Genomic DNA, 21746 nt, shown 5'->3' on the forward strand with positions numbered 1-21746 from the left:
AACCCCCTAATGGTCGGTATTTGGTCGTACCCATTATACCATTCAGGGGGTTTTTTCATGGAGAATTTTAAATTTTACTCACCGGTCTGGTCTTAATCCGACTTTTTCACTGGTCTCGGACGGTTCTGATGATTCACTCAATCATACAAAACAATAACCAGATAAAGGAATCTCAAATTGGAACGTTCAACTAGTTTAACTGGTATTCATATTGGTAGACATCTTATTAAATTTTTAATGAATCGCGAGAACCGTCCCAGCGATGCACGTAAAATGAATCACACGAACCGTCCCGCCGATGCCGCCGATGCCGCCGATGCCGCTCCCCCAATTCTCATTTACCGGTTGACAATGAGAATCATTCTCTATATGATAATGTTGAAATGATAACGATTACTACATAGAAAATAGGGGGAAACCAAACGTGTTAAAGCATAAACTCTTGTATTTATTTCTTGCACTAGGGCTTGTTCTAGCTGCTTGCGGGCAAAACGGTAATTCTGCTAATGAAAGTGCTTCTGATGAAAATTCAGAACAAAATAGCACGGAAAAAGCGGATGAAAGTAATGGTGATAAAAAAGAAGAAGATGCTGATGATGCTGATTTCATTTCTTCTTTTAATGAAGGGAAAGCAGAGCTTGAGAAAGCATCTGAAGGTGAAGAAGTCGACTATCAATCTGTGATTGATCTTTATAATAACGATTTACAACCTCTTGTTGAGCAACGAGAAGGTGAAATGGATCAACAGATCTCTTCTGCTCTAGAAGCTGGAAAATCTGGTGACCTAGATGGCGAAGTTGTGAAACAAATTTATGATAAGCTGATGCAAAAGGTTTTCTATTTAACGGTAAAGCATGAGTTTGACGAAGTGAAAGAAAACTGGGGCAATACAGAAGAAGTGAACAAAGAGATTGAAGAAGCAAAGGAATACTATGAAGTGTTAAAAGGAACGGTTGAAAAACGTGACGCGGCATACGATACTTCCATGGTTTCTCAAATCGACGGTGCTTTCAGTGACATGGATTCCGCTGTAGAAAACGATGATAACCTTCAATTTGTACTCGCTACCCAAATGGTCGATAAGACATTGATGAAGACATTCTACCTTGCAACTGGTGCTCTACCTGAAGGATATGCAACAAAAGCAGCGAAAGAAGCAAAAGAAGATGCTGAGCATGCTCGTGTGGAACAAGCAGAAGGTTGGGCATTCTATCAATCAATCTCAAATTACATCACGAACCACGCTGAAGAAGATGCAGCACTAATCGAGAAGAATTTTAGTCTTGAAAACGATGTAGCTGAAATCGATCCAGAAGCTGTTAACCATGCGTTTATTCGCGGTTTCTCAAAAGTAGCTCTTCATGAATATGAAGAAAGCGAAGAAGAATGGGGAGAAGATAAATCCACGATTACTGCTCTAGAAGGTGCTCTCTTCATTGATATGATTTCAAGTGACATCCAGCGCATGGAAGGCGAAGAAGCTTACAAAACCCTTTCTGCCCATGCCCAGTCTTATCTGGAAGCTGTTAAATCAGATGAAAAAGAAAAGGCAATGGAAGAGCTGAAGGAAATCAAAGAAACGTTGAATATGGTTATTGAGAAAGCTGAATAAATCGGTAAAAAGTACCTGTTTCCTTTTCGGATCAGGTACTTTTTATTATGGGGGCAGTGCATGGCATCACTGGGACGGTTCTGCTGATTCACTTCCTTATCCAAACACAAAAACCAGATGAACGAATCTCAAATTGGCTCGTTCACCTGGTTTATCTGGTATTCAAATCTAATATAATGTGAATCGCGAGAACCGTCCCAGCGATTTCCAGCGATTCCCGCCACCGATTCACCCCCTCTCCCCCTCGCTCTCTTCCTCCTGCTTCGATGCTGCAATCTGTGCGGTAGCTGTTTCAATAATTGATTTTTCCTTTTTCTTCACTTGTTCCTTATGGTCTCTCCTAAGTGAAATAAAGAGCGCTCTACACATAAGAATCATGATAAATGTAAATGGAAGGGCTGAGATGAGGGAAGCGGTTTGGAGTCCTTGAAGACCACTACTTATAATGAGCACAACAGATATAGCGGCGATAAGGGTACCCCAGACGATCTTCGCTGCCATTGTTGGATTCATATCTCCTTTCGATGTCATCATTCCTAATACAAAGGTAGCTGAGTCCGCCGAGGTAACCAAAAAGACAGCGATTAAGAAGATAGAAAGACTGGATAAAACCGTTGTTAATGGAAATTGTTCAAGTGTAACGAATAGCGCACTCGTGACATCGTTGCTGACGGCAGCAGTAATCGCCGTACCGCCAAATAGATCCATGTTCAGAGCCGCTCCGCCGAAAACAGCAATCCAAACCATCGCGATAAATGGAGGCACAATGAGTACACCGAAAATTAACTCGCGAATCGTTCTACCACGAGAGATTCGCGCAACAAAGGATCCGATGAAAGGCGACCATGCGATGACCCATGCCCAGTAGAAAATGGTCCAATCTTTGACCCACGATCCACCCTGATAAGGGGTCATGTAGAAACTCATCTCCACAAAGTTCTGAATGTAATCACCGATCGCGACGGTAAAGCTCTCGAATATAAAGACAGTGGGTCCAAGAATAAGTACAAAAAGCATGAGTGCGAGAGCAAGCCCAAGATTCAGGTTGCTTAAGTATTTGATTCCTCGATCAAGTCCTGTTGTGGATGAAAAGAGATAGAGCACAAGGAGAATTCCGGTAATAATCAGCTGAACACCTGCATTCTGTGGCAGGTCATACATATAATTCAAACCCCCGTTAATTTGAAGGATTCCCATCCCAAGTGAAGTCGCAACGCCCATAACGGTCGCAATAACAGCAAGTGTATTCACGATCGTTTTCCAGCTCGCCTTTTTCTTTGGTGTTTTCACGGTGATCGTTGAGCTTATCAGCGCTCCTCGATCTTTTTTATATTGAAAGTAAGCCATGACAAGACCAACAACGGTAAAAACAGACCACTGATGAATGCCCCAATGAAAGAAGGAATAGCGCATCGCTGTCCGAGCCGCCTCTTCCGTCCCTCCTTCAACTCCGAGACCAGTTGGAGGCGTACCGAAATGAGTCATCGGTTCGGCCACTCCCCAGAAGACCAGTCCCACACCAAATCCTGCACTAAACAGCATGCCAATCCATGTGAAATAGGCATATTTTGGACGTTCATCTTCTTTACCGAGACGAACTTTCCCATATTTACTTAGAGCTAAATAGATACAAAATAAAACGAAAAACATCACCGCAATGAGGTAAAACCAGCCAAATGCATTCGTAGTAAAATTGAAAACCGATCCTGCAATCTTCGCAAACCCGTCTGGAGCTGCAGCACCCCAAACGACAAACAGTGTAATGACAAGCGCGGATACCCAGAAAACTGGATTTCTGTAATTCGAACTCATATGCTTCTCCCCTTCATTAAATGGACGTATGATTCGTATCGTGCTTGCGATTCTATCCTTAAAGGGTAGTACCCCTCTATCAAATCCACTCGAAATCAAGTCGTTCAACTAGTGGGGCACTGCCTCTTAAGGACAGAAGAGTTCAAAACCATCAGAGAAGGAAACCCTTCTCTGACAGTCATTTCCTACGCCTTCATTCGGTGTTTCAACTTAAAGCTAACGACGCGTGGCTCAGTCATTTCAAGAATCGAACTCTTTACCCCTTCTCGCCCAATTCCTGAACCTTTTATTCCTCCGAAAGGCATGCCATCAATTCGATAATCTGAGCTATCATTAATCATCAGTCCACCCACTTGTAGCCGGGTGATGGCTTCAAAAGCATTTTCGAGATTTTCAGTAAAAATCCCCCCATGTAGCCCATAATTCACATCATTTGCAAGATCAATCGCTTCATCTAAATCCCTTACAGGATACAGAAGGACAGCGGGTCCGAAAATTTCCTGCTTTGCGATCATACAATCCTGAGGAACGTGCGTCAGGACAGTCGGTGTATAATAAGCCCCCTCTCTCACACCACCAGTCAGAAGGTTCGCACCTTGATCCAATGCCTCCCCTACCCATGATTCCACTCGCTTGGCTTCTCTCTCATTGATCATTGGCCCCATATCCGTCGTTTCGAGCATTTTGTCTCCAACAGATAGAGCCAGCGTCTCTTTCACAAACAGTTCTTCAAAAGCGTCATAGATCCCTTCCTGAATATACACGCGTTGAACACCGATACAATTTTGCCCCGCTGCCGAAAAAGACCCTGAAACAGTTGCCCTTACAGCATGTTCGAGGTCCGCATCATTCAATACAATGACCGGGGAATTCGATCCTAATTCCATACTAATTTTTTTCAAGCCTGCTTGATGTGTAATCTGCTCACCTGTTTCCAGACCACCAGTAAATGAAATCATGCGAACGTCGGGATGCGTCACAAGCACGTTCCCAATCTCATTCCCTCTTCCGGTAATGACAGAAAGTACTCCGTGAGGAAGGTTTGCTTGATCGAAAGCTTCCGCTAGAAGTAGCGCGCTAAGCGGGGTCACGGTAGCAGGTTTTACGATGATGGCATTACCCGCTGCGATGGCTGGTCCGATCTTATGAGCGACGAGATTTAACGGATCATTAAATGGCGTAATTGCTCCGATAATGCCAACTGGGAAGCGGAAATAGTAACCAAGGCGATCTTCGCTACCGGGACGCTGATCAAATGGGATCGTTTCACCATTAATTCGCCTAGCTTCTTCAGCAGATAATCTGAGCGTTTCAATACAACGCTGAACCTCGCCTCTTGCTTCTTTGATCGTTTTGCTACCTTCCATCGCGATCGTCCTCGCAAAACGCGTTCGGTTTTCGTCAACAAAATCAGCAGCACTGTGAAGAATCGCCATTCGCTTATGAACAGGAAGCTCGGCAGCGATTTTCATGCCGCTTTTCGCTTCGTCAATGGCTAAATGCATATCTTCAGCAGTAGCAGAAGGAACACTGCAAATAAGGGATTGATCATGTGGATCTAGCACGTCAATCTTTGCCTCTCTCGTCGTCCATTTTCCTGCAAGGTACATGCCCTGAACAGCCGTTTGTATTGTCATCCTCACATCCATCCTTCCCATTAGGTTGTGACTGCCATTTTCTCCCGATGAAAGTGAATTAAATCGATTAATAACGAGAAGCCCGTTTCTTTAATCCCAGCTCCGGCTCCTGCTAGTGTGATAGGGCCAGCAAGACTACACTCATACGTTATTGCGTTCGTCGCCCCGCTGATAGAAGCGAGAGGATCCGTAAGCGGAATTCGTTCTGGACCCACAGTTGCGATGAGGCCATCCTCTCCTTTCTGTAGCGTTCCTAACAGCTTCCACCGTTCCCCGTTTTGCTTTGCCTCCTCTATATCCTGAGTGGTGAGTTGACTTATTCCTTTGCAAGTTACCTCTTCCACTGTAAGGGGGAGGTCCATTACGTAGTTTGCTAGAATGACAATCTTATATCTAACGTCATATCCTTCAACATCATTTGTTGGATCTGCCTCTGCAAACCCAAGATCCTGTGCTTCTTTTAAAGCAGCGTCGAAGGATAAACCCTCTTCCATTCGAGTTAACATGTAATTGGAAGTTCCATTAAAAATCCCTCTTATCGCAGATATCTCATTTCCCGCAAGCGTCGTAAGCGGCATACGAAGCGCTGGCGTTCCGCTCATCACTGTTCCTTCGAATCCAAAAAACACCCCGTACTCTTTCGCAAGCTTACTTAATTCACGATACGCTAACGCAATTGGCCCCTTATTCGTTGTAACCACATTTTTTCTTGATAAAAAAGCCGCCTTACAATGATCGATGGCAGGCTGACCTGTTCTCACATCGGTAAACGTTACTTCGACGATCGTATCCGCATTTGATTGCTTGATCGTTTGCATACTATCAAGTCCTCTAATAAGTCCGGATTCTTCAGGATAAGACTGAAGCGATCCGCTCGCCACCGCTTCAGTCACGGCTTTCAGATTAAGTCCTTCAGGATGATAAAGCGAACCCTTCATCATATCTGAAATGGCCACTACTTGAAGGTCCAGTCCTTCCTTTTTTAAAAGCTCTTCACCCTGGTTTTGAATAATATCTGCGAGTCCCTGACCTACTCCCCCAAAGCCAATAAAGGCAATGCGATGCGCCACTTGTGACACCTCCACTTAAATTGATTTCAGCATTTCATGCGCGATTTTCGTTAGAAGCGCTGTTCCAATCGGAAGACAGCGTTCATCAATATCAAATATCGGCGTATGAAGCTCTCGACTGATCCCGTCTGCCATAGCACTACCAAGGAAAAACATCGCGGCGGGCACTCGCTCTGCCATATAAGCAAAATCTTCACCGCCAAGTCCAAACGGTCCGCGAGCAATTTCTATTTCTGGGGCTACCTCTACCGCAGCTCTTTCAATGATTCGATTAACGCGAGGTTCATTTCGAAGAGCCGGCTCGCCATGTTCAACATGGAATTCATACGTTCCACCAAGTACTTCTGCCACCTGAAAGGCCTTCTCGAGCTCCATGGTCAAGCTTCCCCTCGCCTCTGCCGAATACGATCGAAACGTTCCAACCACCCTAACTTCATCTGGAATAACGTTGCTCGCACTTCCAGCATGAATCTCCCCGATGCTTGCAACGGCTGTTTCAAGGGGGGATATGCGGCGATTCACAATGCTATAGAGGACTGGTAGCACAGAAGATAACAACCAGATCGGATCTGACCCCATATGCGGGTATCCCCCGTGCCCTCCTGAACCAGCGATCACTCCTTCAAAGACGTCGACATTTGCCATGCTTTCTCCATCATTTACTTGAATGACACCGACTGGTTGCCAGGGACATACGTGAAGCGCAACAGCAGCTTCAACATCGTCTAACACGCCATCCAATATCATGTAAGAAGCACCCGAAAAGCCACTTTCATCCGTTGCTTCTTCAGCGGGTTGAAATATTAGCTTTACCGTACCTTGAAGACTTCCATTACGCTGATCCTCAACTAATAGTTTTGCAACGCCTAATAGCATAGCTGTGTGAGCATCATGACCGCAAGCGTGCATCACGCCATCATTTTTCGATCGGTAGACGTGAGTGCCTGTTTCCTGAATGGGAAGGGCATCCATGTCTGCTCGAATCGCAATCGTTGGTCCTGCTCCACTACGAATAGTTGCAACGACGCCATGTCCCCCGCACGTTTTAATATCAGTAACCCCTAAATCTCGTAACGTTGTCGCTACGAATTCAGCTGTTTGTCTCTCTTGAAAACTAAGCTCGGGATGCGCATGGAGCGTTCGTCGAAACCGGACTAACTCTTCTATCATCGCCTCCGCTCGTTCCATTTCCTTATGCCCCGGCACCATGATCGTCCCTCCTTTGCTCTCTTTCTACACCTTTGCCTCACTCGTCACGGATTGGAATGCCTGTTCAAGATCCGCAATCAAATCCTCGACGTCTTCAATTCCAGCTGAATATCTGACAAGTCCTTCTGGAATGCCCATGAGTGCACGTTCTTCTGGCGTACATTCAACATGGCTCGTCGTACGCGATGGTCCTACTGTTGTCTCAACTGCACCAAGGTTTGCCGCTCGGTTGGCATATTTTAATTTTGGAAGCAAGTGACGCATCGTTTCAACGCCGCCTTTCACAGAGAAGCTGAACATTCCTCCAAAGTCCTTCATCTGTTTCTTCGCAATCTCATGTCCTGGATGTGTTTCAAGTCCAGGGTAGAAAACCGCCTCGACAAGGTCCTGACTTTGAAGATACCTCGCTACCTTCATCGCGTTTTCACACTGTTTTTTCACACGCAGGTGCAGGGTTTTCATGCCTCTTAATATGAGGTAGGCTGCCATCGGATCCATTGTTGCTCCATTGATTTCTCGGTAGTGATAGATTTTCTCGATCAATTCCTTTCTGCCACAAATGACGCCACCTAACGCGTCCGCGTGCCCTCCGAGAAACTTTGTCGCGCTATGAAGGACAAGATCAACACCGAGCTCCAGCGGGTTCTGATTAATTGGCGTTGCGAACGTATTGTCTACCACAACAAGGGCGCCAACATCGTGACCTGCTTTCGCCATACGCTCAATGTCCGTAATTTTCACCGTTGGATTTGTTGGCGTCTCGAGATACAACACTTTGCATCCCTTTGCCACTTCCTCCTCAATCATCTCGTGATCTCCCGTTTCACATAGCACCACTTCGATGTTCAATCGTGGCAGAAACTCCGTGAATATTTTATTCGTACCGCCGTATGTATCTTTAATCGATACGATACGGTCGCCTGGCAAAAGAAAAGTCGAAAGCGTGTTGCTGATCGCGGCCATTCCAGTCGAGAAGCTAGTAGCGGCTTCCGCTCCTTCAAGTGCTTTCACTTTGTCTTCAAAAGCCTGAACCGTTGGATTCGTATTTCGTCCATAAATATGCCCTTTCTTATTTCCAACCGCCACCTCATACCATTCATCCATATCGTCATACCCATAAGCAACGCTCAGCACGACCGGAACCTGTGTCGCCCCATGAACAAGATAGTCCTTTTCCCCTGCCCATACCGCCGTTGTTCCATTGTTTGTTTTTTTCATTTTCTTCATCTCCTTTTCGTCACTAGGTAATCGATGCTCGGGCTTTCTTTTCTTTTAATATGTTGTACGTATAAATCGCGATGGCGGTATCCTGGACACCTGTCCCCGTTAAGTCGCATACCGTGATTTGCTCGTTATTCAATCTTCCTTTGCTTCTTCCAGATGTGATCTCCCCAATTTCAACTGCCTTCGCTAACATTTGTTCCTGATCAAGGGCGTGATGGATTTCTCCTAGTTTACGAGATTGACTTTTCACATCACATACAAGGAGATCCGCCTTCTCTAAAATTCCCGCCTCAAGCTCCTGTTTGCCTTCAGCATCCGATCCCATCGCCGTAATATGAAGACCGCTGTGTAGCCATTCCTCTTTGATAATCGGCGTCGTAGCGGGGGTTGTCGTCACTACTATATCGCTACTCCGTACAACGTCTTCCGCACTCGCTGCCTCAACCTTTACCCCAAGGACCGACTCTATGTCCTTCATATATTGCTCGATTCTTCCCTCATCCCGCCCGGATACTAGTACTCTTTCAATCGGACGCACGCGCGAGATCGCTTCAATCTGGTAGCGCGCCTGACTTCCTGTTCCGATTACTCCTGCGGTTCTGGCGTCTTGTCTTGAGAGGTGCTTTGCCGCCACTGCCCCTGCAGCAGCAGTTCGAATATCTGTTAAATAACCATTATCGAGAAGGAGGGCTTCTGGTTTTCCTGTTTGAGAATGAAAAAGCATCATGAGACCATTCCCACTAGGCAAACCTAGCTTAAAATTATCGAAAAATCCTGTTGATACTTTAATCGCGAAATAATCCAGTCCTTCCACATAAGCAGATTTCACATCCACTTCTCCGTTATAAGCAGGAATATCAATACGCATAATCGGAGGCATTTCTACTCGCTTTGTAGCAAGACTCGTAAACGCATCTTCAACCACTTGTATTGTTTCCGTATTCAAGCCCACGTGCTTACGAATCTCTTCTTCTGTAAAAAGAATCATCTCATCACTCCTCGCTTACACCGCATCATGATCCATCGCAAAATGATTGGAGGCGGTGATCAATTTTCTTGGCATATTTGCCAGCACCTCGATCCCAGTATTCGTCACACAAAAGGATTCACTAATTTCAATTCCAAAATCGTCATACCAGATTCCTGGAATCATATGAAACGCCATATTCGGCTTCAATACGGTTCGATCCCCCTGCCTGATGCTCGCCGTATGTTCGCCCCAATCCGGCGGATAATTCAATCCCATCGAATACCCAATTCGGGAATCCTTTATTACACCGTACTTCGCGATCGATCTGCGCCAAACTCCCTCCACTTCCTCACACGTAACGCCAGGCTTCGCAAATGCAAGAGCTTCGTTCAAGCCTTCAACAACCACCTTTGCAATATCGTTCACTCTTTCTTCCTGAGGACCAATCGATACTGTCCGAGCCATCGGACAGTGGTATCGTTTATAACAGCCAGCGAGCTCAATGATGACGAGATCTCTATCCCGATACTTTTTATCCGTCCAAGTAAGATGCGGTGTACACGTGTTTTCACCAGAAGGAAGCATCGGCACAATGGCAGGATAATCACCGCCGAACTCAGGCGTACCCCGAATGAGACTTTGATAAATATCTCCTACTACATCACATTCTCGAACGCCTTCAGCAATGGATTGAATCGCCTTTGTCATCCCTCGTTCAACAAGCCTTGCTGCGTTGCGAATATACGCAATTTCCTGATCTGACTTGATCATCCTCACATGATTAACGAGCAGAGTCGCATTCTTCCAAACAGCATTTGGCAGTCCTTTTTTCAAATGTTCGAACGCAAGCGCTGAGAAATAATAAGCCCCCATCTCGACACCAATGACGCGATTTCCCTGACCAATTTGCCGCAAGATGTCCGCAACAAAATCCATTGGGTGCTTTACGTCCGAATGCACATAATCATCCGTATAGGAAATGATGTTTTCCCGATACAGCCACGTCGTCGCTTTCGCTCCATTGGCATCCATTTGCCTACCAATCCAGAGCGGATGCTCTTCATCAATAATGACGACAACCATCTGATCGACGTAGAAAGACCACCCATCATAACCTGAGAGATAATTCATATTCGCTGGATCTGTAATTAACAACACTTCAAGTCCTTCCGCTTCCATTCGTCTCTTCGTCCGCTGAATCCGCTCCTGAAATTCACTCATTTCAAAGGATTGCATTGCGTTCTCCCTCCGCTCTATGAATTCAGAACATTAAGTTAATTTCTTTTGTTCATCATACTGAAGTGAAGACCTTTAAAGCATCTGCAAAACTGTATGAAGTTTTCCTGGTCGGTTTAGACAATTTACCTAATGAGGTTGTTTGAAAAAGAGGATGACCACAATAGAAGGGGCAACAACTACCTTTATAAACAAAAAGGCAGTACCCATTGCTCCGGGTACTGCCAAAACTTTTATTCAAATTATGCTTTCATTTTTAATCCAATCTCGTATTCTTAACCGTTACCATCTTTCAAACCAACGGACCAAATTTTAATGCTTAAATCAAGAAGGAAAACGTCATCCGGGTTCATTAAGGATAGTCTTGTTAACGACTCGATTTTTCTTAATCGATAAAGAAGTGACTGTCTATGAAGGTTCAGCTTTCGTGCTGTTTGACTCACATTGCCATTATTTAAATGATAGGCGGTGAACGTCCCAATCAGGTCCATGTTTCGCTTCTCATCGTAATCAACTAGAGGAGAGATCGTGGACATCGTCACTTCCTGCACATCTTTATCGTGCGAGAGACTTTGCAATAATCGATTGATTTTCGTATCTTCATAATCAATGCGACTGCCTGCCCCTCTTTGCTTTCTACCAAGATCCAGTGCCACGCATGCTTTACTGTAGCTATCTGGAAAAACAATCACACCGTCTCCATGCTGCCCCATTCCCCATGTCAGGACGACGCCAGGGAGCAATCGGCTCACTCTCCTCTCCAGTAAGTCGAGATACTGGTTCACAAGGTCATTCCTTCCAGGCTCTGTTTCTAGGAATATAAGTAGCTTTGACTCCTGTATGGTAGTGAGAATTCTTCGATTAATCGTTTCGCCTGCCAAAAGAATTTCCTCACTCACATAATAAATCATGCTTTCAAACCAGTGTTGATAAGAAGCAAATCCTTCTTGGTTTTTACTGAAAAGATCCTCCAAGTTTTCCAACTTTCCTACGATACAAACATAAGGAAGTGTGAGATTATATCCGAGGAGCTTCCCTCTCGAAAGGAGCCGCTCTTCCGATACAAATTCTCCATTTGCTAGACTAAGAATAAAATCATCTTTTAATCGCATCTCGGTCTCTTCAATCGCACTATCTTTTAGAAACGCAAGCGCCGCAGCAGTCGACGCATGTTCTAGAAGATTCGTCTCCCTATCATCCGGGTCAGTGAGAGAAAAAACCATCATTTGACCCTGTTCCTTTCCTGCAGACTGAATTCTCATCAAAAGGCCCGATGCATTCCCAATCACGATTTTCTCCATTTTTTTGTGAAGCGGATGAAGATTCCCAGCATGAGCTACGGTCACACTACTCTCACGATGACGATTCCATGGCATAAGATGTTCCGTCGTACACCCTGATTCACCTTTCACTCTTCCTAACGTGTCAGCGATTAGAACCGGGAATCCGGTCTGCTTCATAACATAACGAGCGATATCCGAGCATCCCCCACCTTGAAGAACCATTTCTAAGAGACGTTGCTGTATTTGTTCTGATTTCTTCAATTCTTCTTGCTGATAATGATTGATTTTCTCCATACAGGAGTGAATCACATCAGAAAAACGGATTTCCCAGTTCATCTCAATAAGTACAAATCCCTTGTTTTCTGCAAAGGATATGACTTGTTTTGGAATATCATACACATGTCGACCGGTTGCCAAAGCAAGCGCCGATGCTCCTGATTCATAGACATCCTGCACAAAATGAAGAAGCCCCTCATCTTCCTCCGCGAGCCCAATTCCAGTACTAAGAACAAACTCGTGCTGGCGTACAAAGTTTTCAACAGGTGTCTCTATTACTGAAACCCACTCGACTTGTTTTTGATCAAGATAGGACTTTCCAGAAAGGACTCTTGCCTCTGCAAACATCGGTAGTGCTGTGATCTCGCCAAGATTAATCGTCATTTTCATCATCCTTATGTGTCGAAATAATCTCAAGCAATCGGTCCGCATCCACATTACTTCCGCTCACAATCGCGGCTGTTCTCAACCCTAACTTTCTCGTTTTTTTATGTAACAGGACCGAAACAGCTGTTGCGGCAGCTCCTTCCACACCAAGCTGATGATGTCGAAATAAAAAGGACATCCCCCGAGCAATTTCTTCTTCTGAAAGTAACACAATATCATCCACATAATCTTTTACCATCGAAAAAGTGTAGCGATTATCAGGGCCAATCCCCCCTAGTAAACTATCAGCGAGCGTTGTTTCTTCAGGTATTACCAATGGCCGATTCGCCCGAATGCTTTCGTACATGACGGCAGCACGCTTCATTGAAACCCCGATCACCTGAATAGATGGATTTGCCGCTTTCAAGCCAAGTGCAACGCCTGATAAAAGTCCACCACCCGAGAGCGGAATCACGCACGTATCAATGTCCGGAAGCTCATCAAGCAGTTCAAGTGCGATCGTTCCTTGTCCCGCAATGATGTCAGGATCATCAAATGGTTTAATCACCGTCATCCCTTCCTCATCTCGAAGGTTGTAGCAATAGGATTCGGCATCATCTTGGTTCTGACCAACTCGTTGAACCACCGCTCCCATCTCCTGCAGCTTCCTCACTTTATTGAACGGAACACGATTGGAGATGCAAATATGAGCTTTCACACCCAACTGCCGCGCGACATATGCGACAGCTAATCCGTGGTTCCCGGTGGAAAAAGTGGTAACACCTTTCCGCCGCTCTTCCTCTGACAAACTAAGAATCTTGTTGGCTGCCCCACGTAATTTAAACGAACCCGTTTCTTGAAGGCTCTCTAACTTAAGGTAGGCAGTTGTCTCACTTTCTCTTGAAAGTCGTTCTGAATGAAGGAGAGGGGTTGTTTTCACAAATAATGCAATCCGCTTCTTCGCAATCCAGATATCTTGAAGCGTAAGAGGAGTTAACGTTTTGGATGGAAGGCGGTTATGGGAAGTAGTCATATGTAACGATGCCTCCTTCGAGAGAGTATAAAACCAAAAGTAATTTTCTGTATTTTCTGTTAATTATACAGGAATCCACGGGACGGTTCTACTGATTCATTCTCTATTCCTAATAGAAAACCAGTTAACTCATCAATGAGATGATGAGTTATGTCAGCTTTGTGAGGAACAATACACACTCAATAGGAAGATCTTGAATGATTGTATGGTTACCTTAGGAGAAGCTACTTTAATTAAGTACATAGAAGAAGATTCTGCAGAATGAGTATGCTGTGGTATCTTCTTTTTATCTGTTGGAATTGGATTTGCGATCGGAGCGAATGTGGTAGCTGCTTACATTTTAGTGAAGAGGTACGGTTGGCCAAATGCGATACCTAATATTGCATCAGCAATTGTAGTTATTTTGTTGCTACTAATTGACTAGACTGTGTCTCAAAAACAGGGCATCGCGGTGTTATTTAAGTCATACGTGTTTACAAAGTGAAAACATGGGGATATACTATGGATATACAGTTAGTGTTTCTTTTTGTCATTGAGTCGGTGTGGTGCCGGTTCAGATGAACCATTAGTCAATCATGTTCTTGTTCAGTGAAATCTCAAAAATGGGAGGGAAACTATGCAAAGATTCCTTGAGCGTAATACCATTTCTGAGATCACAAGTACCTAGCTTTTCGATCATAGGTACAGGCGGTAATACGTTGTAGTCGTAGTTGGACAGAAAAAAGCTCACTGGGCTGGTTACCTAGTGAGCTTTTTTGTATATTAAATTGCAGATTCGGCCAAATTAAAGAGGAACTCCCATTTAAGCGTACAGTTTTTCCCTCTGCGTGGTGTTTAGAGTCGGAGATTGACAGGGGTGGTTAGTCCCTGTAACTGCATACTTTATGGTTGTTCCTCATATGTTACTTTAAGTGGTTAGTTTTACTTCCCCAGCAATGGGGCTAAAGCAATTGCCAGTGGTGAATATCCCAAAACAGCTAGGACAATGATAGCAGCCAGTAACAGGGCTCTGTTCACCATTGGACTTAGTGCTGTCAGCACTAAGGCGTTACCTTCACACCTGGTCTTGTGTGCGTTGGCTTGTTGCATACAGTTTTTGTGCTTTTTTGCCATGAGCCGGCACCTCCTTAGAGTATTGAGGATTCCGACTTGTACCTATTTTACAACATTTTGCCACTAAAAACTACTACTGAAGTTCCATTATTTTTCTATTCTGTTAGAATAGTAGGGAATACATTAAGTAGATGATACACATTGGTAAGAAAATTCAGGTAACAATTTAAAAATTTACCAATTTGCCGCGTAATAATGATTTGGATCGAAAGAAGATCCATAGATACCGATTTTCGCCATATAAAAACCTCCTCAGAATATTTTCATATTGCAATTAATGATAAAAATAGAGTTAGCTATTTTAACAGAACCCACCAAGCCTCTTAACAATGTGGACCATGGTGGGTCGTTTTTTTATTTAGTAGAATAAAATGACAAACCTTTCACGATTCAGTTAAAGTAAAACAGTTTCTTTAATTTCTTGGATCTTGCTCATTTTGTTGTCCCAACAAGCTTGGCTTAAATCAACTGGGTACTCTTCAGGCATTTTTAGTCGTTTGTATTCATCCCACAAGAGGTTTAAATTGTCCTGAACAAAGGCTTGCACATCTTGAAGCGGAGGGCACTGATAGACAAGTTCACCATTTTGAAAGATTGTATGGTGAAGATCTCTCGCTTCAAAGTTAGTGACAAATTTACTGATATACGTGTGGACGGGGTGGAACATTTTTAATCGTTCTTCTTCTTGAGGTTTTTCGTGTGCTAACGCAATGTAGTCTCCTTCTGATTTTCCGTTGGATTTATTAATGATCCTATAGACGTTTTTCAATCCTGGGGTAGAAACTTTTTCCGGATTCGCACTAATTTTAATCGTATCTTTCATCTCACCATTTTCATCTTCTATCGAAACGAGTTTGTATACTGCGCCGAGAGCTGGTTGATCGAAACCTGTAATTACCTTCGTACCAACGCCCCAAATATCAATCTTAGCTCCTTGGGACTTTAAATCGGTAATCGTATATTCATCCAAATCATTTGAGGCTGCAATTTTCGTATTTTTGTATCCTGCTTGATCCAGTTTCTTTCTTGCCTCTTTTGATAGGAAAGAGAGGTCACCGCTATCAAGGCGAATGGCTTTGAAGTGAATGTTGTCCCCCTCTTCGTCCGCAACTCTAATCGCATTTGGTACACCTGACTTTAATGTGTCATACGTATCAACTAAGAAGGTGCACTCTCGATGACTAGTTGCATACTTCTTAAATGCTGTGTATTCATCGCGATAGGCTTGAACAAGTGAGTGAGCGTGAGTTCCAGCGATCGGTATACCGAATTTCTTCCCCGCTCTTACGTTGGAAGTAGCGGAGAACCCTGCAATATACGCAGCTCTTGTTCCATAGATCCCAGCATCAAATTCTTGGCTTCTTCTAGATCCGAATTCCATTGCTGTACCATCACCAATCGCTTGAACGATTCGGGAAGCTTTCGTTGCAATCAATGTGTGATAATTTACAATCGAGAGTAAAGGTGTCTCAATGAGTTGCGCTTCCAATAATGGCGCTTCAATGCGAAGGATAGGTTCGTTGCCAAAAACAACCTCGCCTTCTTTCATTGATTCTATGGTTCCTGTAAAACGGACTGTGCTCAAGTATTCAAGAAAGTCTTCTTTATAGCCCTGATCCCGAAGATACGCCAAATCACTTTCCGAGAAGCAGAAGTCTTTTAAGTATTCAATCATTCGCTCAAGACCAGCGAATAGGGCATAGCCACTTCCGAATGGAAGTTTACGGAAAAACAATTCAAAAACAGCTTTTCTGTTATGAAAATCATCTCTCCAGTAGGCTTCTGCCATATTGATTTGATAAAGGTCAGTGTGTAAAGCCAAGCTATCGTCAACATACGTCTTTGTCATAATGGATTCCTCCTAGAAATTCAGAGTATGGAAAACACTTATTCGATTCCTCTTTTAGCCATTTGAAAGTCAGGGTACATTCAATAGGACGTACAGAGCGGGAACTTAAATAACATCCGCTCCTAAACAAGCTTTAAAGTGACCAAGAGACCACTCGTGCCCAACTTGATTGAAGCTAGCCACTGCATCTTTGTAAACGACTATCTTAAACCCCTTGTTGTAAGCATCAACAGCAGTATGGAGAACACAGATGTCTGTACATACCCCTACTAGATGTAATTCTGATATTCCCCGTTCTCGTAACTTTAATTCAAGATCTGTTCCTGCAAAAGCAGAATAGCGTGTTTTGTTTATCCAATAAACGTTCTGGAGAAGGCAGTTATCCTCGTATAATCGATTCAACCCGCCATATAAGTTTCTGCCATTGCTACCAGATAAGTTGTGAGCTGGGAAGAGATTGGTTTCTGGATGATAGCGATCACCTTTATAGTGAATATCGACTGCAAAAACCACATAATCACCGTTAGCAATGAACTGTTTAGTTACGGCTAAAATGTTCTCTTCAATTTGCTGAGCGGGTAACCCACACGTCAACGCTCCCTTATCAGAAACAAAATCATTCGTATAATCAATATTTATCAATGCTTTTTTACTCAAAGTAAAAACCTCCTATTTAATTAACGTTTAACATATTGTTAATTATAAGAAATAAAAAATTAATATCTCGCTGTGTAGATCGGTTTGATGATATCAGCATCCGTATGAACAAATCGGTACAACTGAGTCGGAATTTTTGATGTTCTCTGTGTTTTTTGACCCTCAACAACTTCAATGAAGGGAAGTGACTTAATTTTTCTAGCAAACCCCGCATCGCTTGAAATAGCCGAATCGTCCGTAACAGTCAAAAGGACAGATTGTAATTCAGAATAAGTAAATTGTTCTGGCAAAAATTTTCTAGCAACTGTAGTTAGAAGAAGATCCTGCTTAATGACGGCAAAAGCATCTTTGATGATTTCCCTGTGATCAAAAGCAAGGTTAAGGTTGTAAACTTCATCCATCGAAAATAATGCCACCTCCGCTGCATCGTCATCAGCTCTTCTTTGAGCGAGTTGTTGAGAAGAGACAATGGCATAATGGGCATTTGAGATGATCCAACCACGAGGATCTCTACCTGGCTTGTCATAAATACCGAATTGTTTTAAATGTATGTTGGATACACCCGTTTCTTCCAATAGTTCTCGACCCGCAGCTTCAAATGCAGTTTCATCATCTTGAACGAAACCACCAGGTAGAGCCCACTTTTCAGCTTCGATGTTGAACTGTTTTTCGCTATTGTGTTTCGCTCGTTTGATTAACATTAGTTTCAACGTCATTGATGGTGGTTTGTATTCCGCTGTTTTTTCAGAAACAATTGTAAAAACAGCAATATCGGAAGTATAACCATCTGGAGTGCGGTAATTTTGAATATTATATTGTCTCATAGCATCATCATTCGACATCGTTACCCTCCCTTTCAAAGTTTGATTTCTATTTATTTAGATCACCTTTTTTAATTAACAAATTGTTAATTATTATTATATGCCAAAGAAAATAAAAAGCAAGTTTTTAATTAGTTTTTTTCAGAAAATTTAACTTTGTTATTACTCGTGAATTTATTTGGAGATATAGGGATTTTTCTTTGCGGCATGAATAGTCATTACAGGTGATGATATGAAACCAAGTTCAATTGAAGATATTTTAATAGCAAAAGAGGCGATACTTCCATACTGGCAAATAGTCCTGTATGACTATTATTTAGATGAACAAGTTATGATTAAGTCTCTTTTGTATATCACAGGTAATGATCAAACATGGTCGATCGAGAGTGAGGGTGAAATCCTCACGATCGCTCCGTTTTCATTTAAGTCGTTGTTTGAGTAAGTACAACTTAACCTTTATTATCAAAGCCATATCAACATGCCATGCATAGTGATATGGCTTTTTTGAATCATCCGTGGAGAAATAGCAGTGCAAAAAACTTACAGCCTGAACAAATAAGCCACCCCTACTACAACAATGGCCACCCCAGCGATAACGGACAGTCCAAAATGAAACAACGTACGATTCTTATTGCCCTCTGCCCGTTCCTTCATTGCATAACGTAGAATTCGTATAAACCAGTACGTCGTGAAGAGCCCCGCGGCTAAAAGGTTATTATCATGGTTCGAATCGAACATTAACACGATATAACTAGCTATTAAAGCAACATAGATGAACCTTAATAGAACTTCCCATCGATTGTTTGTCACAGTCTGTTTAGTCATTTCCATCTCCTTATTAAATCAATTCGATCCTACCTTTTCACAAGTTAAAATTTAAACTAAAATAGAGAAATCAACCTATTTTGGCCTTGTGAAGTATGGTAACAATGATAAACTAATAAACTGTTCACTATTCCCAGTAATTCTTTCATTACCCTATTTATAGGAATTTAATAGGAAAAGGGAGCGGATTCTCGTAATTCCATCGCCTACAAAAAACAAGTTGATCTACTCAATAAAATAGGTAGCTCAACTTGTTTTTTTAGAATCATAAAGAAAGCCAATTTACGCTGCTAGGAATAACGAGAACAGTCACTGACCGATCAGAAGGAATTCAAACAAACGTTTGTTTAAGTTTGTTACCTCTAAATTGAAGGAGCACGAGTTAATCATCCATTATGAAGTCCGTACTGGTGCTTGCCCCGCTTTCTTCCACCCTCCTAATTCCGTAATATCCTCACCAACTGTCTCTGCACACCCTCTTGAGGTTAGCAACCAGATGACAACAAAACAATGAGAGGTCATACTAATAAATTATCAGTACACCAGTTACTTAACCGTTAAGACAAAAACACAAAAACCACTCCATAATACTCTACTTCTCTCCTTACTACTCAAACTACCTCGCAGAAATCCTCCAAGCATAATGACCGCAATGTGCATTTTTACTAGCATCGAAAGCAATAAGATTACTTTTCTCCTTGAAAAAGACTTATGCCATCTTAACTTTTTGTGTTGTAGGCTTTTCCTCCTAATCCTCTGTCCTCAAAAAATTTCCCTTTAATTCTTTTTTTATTATTTTTACCCATCCACTATTATCCATCGTGTGTTATAATGAACCCTGTTTTATTTTTCCAATTGGGGGGGATTTTATGTTTCAAACATTAGAAAAGCAGGTTGGCGATCGATTAATCTTGCCAAACCACGAGAATTTTGATGAAGCACGCAAGGTGTGGAACAGTGCGATTAATCGTAAACCGGGGGTAATCGTGCGCTGTGAGACGGAAGAGGATGTAAAAGCTGGCGTTGCTTTCGCTCATGAGAACAACCTAACCGTCTCAGTAAAAGCTGGCGGACATCACCTGGGGGGTCTTGCGGTAGGTGATCATGCTGTCATGATCGACTTATCTAACATGAACAAGGTTACGGTAGATGCTCAAAAGAAAGTGGCTTATGTCCAAGGGGGAGCCACTTTGAAGGATGTAGATAACAAAACACAAAAATACGGTCTCGCTACACCGACTGGAACCGTATCTGAAACTGGGATTGCCGGCTTAACACTGAATGGTAGCCTCGGCTATTTAAGAGGGAAATATGGCCTAACGTGTGACAACCTCGTTGGAGCAAAGGTCGTTACAGCATCATGTGAGTTGATTGAAGTAAACGAAACGAGTCATCCTGATCTCTTCTGGGCAATCCGTGGAGGCGGCGGTAACTTCGGGGTCGTTACTGAATTTGTCTATCAGCTACATGAAGTGGGTCCTGAAGTGTTAGCCCTTGATGTGATGTATGATTACAAAGACGCGAAAGACGTCATCAAGAAAGCACAAGCCTACATGAACGATGCCCCTGACGAGGTGTCGATTAACCTGACGATGACAACCTTGCCTCCTGCACCGTTCATCCCAGATTTTCTACATATGAAAAAAGTCATCATGTTGACTGGCATGTTCGCCGGAAGCCCTTCCATTGGCGAAGAGGTTATCAAACCTTTGAGAGAACTAGCAGAGCCTATCGTTGACGGGACAGGCATCATGCTGTATGCCGAACTTCAAAGCAAGCTCGACATCATGGTCCCAGAGCACGTTCCTGTACACGGAACCTCCCTCTACTTCAAGGGACTAACAGATGACGTGATTGATACGATCCTAACGAAAATTGATCACGCTCCAGCGCCAAGTATACTGGTTCAACTCTGGTCGCTTCACGGCCAAATGAACCGTGTCGCTTCAAACGCAACACCATACGCTATCCGAGATGCCAACTTCGTTCTACTTACCGATATTATGGCGATCGATGTGGAACTTGATCTATGCAAACAGTGGGTAGATTCGGTTTACGGAAGCCTACTGCCATCTTCCCATCACGGAGCCTCTTACTTAAATGGCATTACGCCAAGCGAGAAAGTGGTCAAAGCCGCGTTCCGTGGGAATTACGAGCGTCTAGTGAACGTTAAAAACATGTATGATCCTAAAAATGTTTTCTGTCATAATCCTAATGTTGTGCCAGAAGAGAAATAGAGAAAGGTAAAAGCAGCGAAGACTAGCCTTGTGGAGATGTGTCATAGCTGAACGGATTTTTCTCTATTAGATGAAGAAGCTCAAGAATCTGTAGATTCTTGAGCTTCTATTATTAGCAATACATTTTCTGTTAATCTTTAATGTTCTCACCTTTTCTAAAAGCGAACTCTAAACCCAGTTACACTCCTTCCTTCAAAGGAAAAAAACTTTAGGGATAGAGGGACAGCTAAAGCATACATTTTACGAATTCGACTATATTTAATGAGATAGGGACGGTTCTGCTGATTCAGTCGCTTACAAACAAAGAAAAGCAGGTGAACTAGATCATTAAATGAATTAGTCCACCTGCTTTTTTTATTTTGGGAAAATCATTTAATAATTAAATCACGAGAACCGTCCGAGACCAGTGAAAAAGTCGGATTAAGACCAGACCGGTGAGTAAAATTTAAAATTCTCCATGAAAAAACCCCCTGAATGGTATAATGGGTACGACCAAATACCGACCATTAGGGGGTT

Annotated in this window: 17 protein-coding genes; 3 read left to right on the forward strand and 14 right to left on the reverse strand. The window is 43.1% G+C overall.

Annotated elements, in window-relative coordinates:
* Positions 1-424 precede the first annotated feature (424 nt).
* The gene (locus PQ511_RS23120) at positions 425-1612 is read left to right on the forward strand and encodes a hypothetical protein (protein WP_273854272.1); all 1188 of its coding nucleotides are present in this window, start codon (positions 425-427) and stop codon (positions 1610-1612) included.
* A gap of 228 nt (positions 1613-1840) precedes the next feature.
* Here PQ511_RS23120 and PQ511_RS23125 read toward each other — a convergent pair whose 3' ends face one another.
* The 13 genes from PQ511_RS23125 to PQ511_RS23185 all read right to left on the reverse strand — a co-directional run bounded on the left by PQ511_RS23125 (position 1841) and on the right by PQ511_RS23185 (position 18189).
* Complete coding sequence (locus PQ511_RS23125; protein ID WP_273854273.1) at positions 1841-3424, reverse strand: BCCT family transporter; 1584 nt, start codon at positions 3422-3424, stop codon at positions 1841-1843.
* Positions 3425-3609: 185 nt separating this feature from the next.
* Complete coding sequence (locus PQ511_RS23130) at positions 3610-5061, reverse strand: aldehyde dehydrogenase family protein (RefSeq protein WP_273854274.1); 1452 nt, start codon at positions 5059-5061, stop codon at positions 3610-3612.
* A 20-nt stretch (positions 5062-5081) separates the two neighbouring features.
* Positions 5082-6131, reverse strand: coding sequence for a homoserine dehydrogenase (locus PQ511_RS23135; RefSeq protein ID WP_273854275.1), 1050 nt, complete (start codon positions 6129-6131; stop codon positions 5082-5084).
* Positions 6132-6146: 15 nt separating this feature from the next.
* Entirely contained in the window at positions 6147-7340 is a 1194-nt protein-coding gene (locus tag PQ511_RS23140) for a M20 metallopeptidase family protein (RefSeq protein WP_273854276.1), read from the reverse strand.
* A 24-nt stretch (positions 7341-7364) separates the two neighbouring features.
* Positions 7365-8558 (reverse strand): cystathionine gamma-synthase family protein, encoded by a 1194-nt coding sequence (locus tag PQ511_RS23145; protein WP_273854277.1) that lies wholly within the window; start codon positions 8556-8558, stop codon positions 7365-7367.
* A gap of 22 nt (positions 8559-8580) precedes the next feature.
* Positions 8581-9552, reverse strand: a complete 972-nt coding sequence (locus PQ511_RS23150) for a cyclodeaminase (RefSeq protein ID WP_273854278.1) — start codon at positions 9550-9552, stop codon at positions 8581-8583.
* 15 nt (positions 9553-9567) lie between these two features.
* Positions 9568-10770, reverse strand: coding sequence for a M24 family metallopeptidase (locus tag PQ511_RS23155; RefSeq protein WP_273854279.1), 1203 nt, complete (start codon positions 10768-10770; stop codon positions 9568-9570).
* A 275-nt stretch (positions 10771-11045) separates the two neighbouring features.
* Positions 11046-12713 (reverse strand): PucR family transcriptional regulator, encoded by a 1668-nt coding sequence (locus PQ511_RS23160; protein ID WP_273854280.1) that lies wholly within the window; start codon positions 12711-12713, stop codon positions 11046-11048.
* Positions 12703-13728 (reverse strand): hydroxyectoine utilization dehydratase EutB, encoded by a 1026-nt coding sequence (gene eutB, locus PQ511_RS23165; protein ID WP_273854281.1) that lies wholly within the window; start codon positions 13726-13728, stop codon positions 12703-12705. Before eutB ends, PQ511_RS23160 begins: the two co-directional genes overlap by 11 nt.
* 921 nt (positions 13729-14649) lie before the next feature.
* Entirely contained in the window at positions 14650-14841 is a 192-nt protein-coding gene (locus PQ511_RS23170; RefSeq protein WP_273854282.1) for a hypothetical protein, read from the reverse strand.
* Positions 14842-15235: 394 nt separating this feature from the next.
* Positions 15236-16690, reverse strand: coding sequence for a nicotinate phosphoribosyltransferase (locus PQ511_RS23175; protein WP_273854283.1), 1455 nt, complete (start codon positions 16688-16690; stop codon positions 15236-15238).
* A 105-nt stretch (positions 16691-16795) separates the two neighbouring features.
* Positions 16796-17347, reverse strand: a complete 552-nt coding sequence (locus tag PQ511_RS23180) for a cysteine hydrolase family protein (RefSeq protein WP_273854284.1) — start codon at positions 17345-17347, stop codon at positions 16796-16798.
* Between the two features lie 59 nt (positions 17348-17406).
* Positions 17407-18189 (reverse strand): NUDIX hydrolase, encoded by a 783-nt coding sequence (locus PQ511_RS23185; protein WP_273854285.1) that lies wholly within the window; start codon positions 18187-18189, stop codon positions 17407-17409.
* Positions 18190-18400: 211 nt separating this feature from the next.
* Here PQ511_RS23185 and PQ511_RS23190 point away from each other — a divergent pair, with 211 nt between their 5' ends.
* Positions 18401-18610, forward strand: a complete 210-nt coding sequence (locus tag PQ511_RS23190; RefSeq protein WP_273854286.1) for a hypothetical protein — start codon at positions 18401-18403, stop codon at positions 18608-18610.
* Between the two features lie 98 nt (positions 18611-18708).
* Here PQ511_RS23190 and PQ511_RS23195 read toward each other — a convergent pair whose 3' ends face one another.
* Complete coding sequence (locus PQ511_RS23195; RefSeq protein ID WP_273854287.1) at positions 18709-18993, reverse strand: hypothetical protein; 285 nt, start codon at positions 18991-18993, stop codon at positions 18709-18711.
* An 869-nt stretch (positions 18994-19862) separates the two neighbouring features.
* Between PQ511_RS23195 and PQ511_RS23200 the strand changes: the two genes are divergently transcribed.
* Positions 19863-21230, forward strand: a complete 1368-nt coding sequence (locus tag PQ511_RS23200) for an FAD-binding oxidoreductase (protein ID WP_273854288.1) — start codon at positions 19863-19865, stop codon at positions 21228-21230.
* The last annotated feature ends 516 nt before the right edge of the window (positions 21231-21746 follow it).

The sequence above is a fragment of the Guptibacillus spartinae genome (genome assembly GCF_028610625.1).
GTDB lineage: Bacteria > Bacillota > Bacilli > Bacillales > Guptibacillaceae > Guptibacillus > Guptibacillus spartinae.